Raw genomic sequence first — 507 nt, 5'->3', positions numbered from 1 at the left:
GGTATGTAGGAGCCAGGGTGGAGGGACCGTCAAGCATGCATCTGCGGATACTAGCCGACAGACGAGTCGAGCGATCCCCATCCCGCACACGAACGTCGATAAAGGATCGTACGGCCCCCAAAGGGGATCGTCGATGTAGGCAAGCTAACGTCGGTGCGGTACCACCCCAGCCCCTTAAAGATAGCTGGGAGCCGTACAAATGTCTGATTCTCTCGATATTGGCGTGGACGTGGACTCCAAGGAGTTCGTACCGGCAGTGGCCGACCGCAAGGCCGGCGACAGGATCGCCAACACCCGGGCCGGCATAGCCCAGTGGCTCAACACCTTGCCCCAGCGATGCCGGATTGGCATGGAGGCGACGGGGCGGTACTACGAGTTGTTGGCTCGGATGGCTGGCCAGGCAGGCCACGTTGTCTATGTGATCAATCCACGTCTGATCAAGCACTACGGCCGGGCGACGGGCTCGCGTGGCAAGACGGACGCCATGGACGCCGAAGCGATCGCCCG

1 protein-coding gene is annotated in these 507 nt (G+C 61.9%); it reads left to right on the top strand.

All coding sequences use genetic code 11. The features are described 5' to 3' along the window. Positions 1-199: 199 nt before the first annotated feature. A partial coding sequence (locus ACX9OT_RS21840) for an IS110 family transposase (RefSeq protein ID WP_032129577.1) occupies positions 200-507 on the top strand: 308 nt, incomplete at its 3' end.

The sequence above is a fragment of the Stenotrophomonas genospecies 3 genome (genome assembly GCF_054473855.1).
The sequence above is the reverse complement of the archived record's forward strand: the minus strand, read 5'-3'. Positions and strand labels throughout refer to the sequence as shown.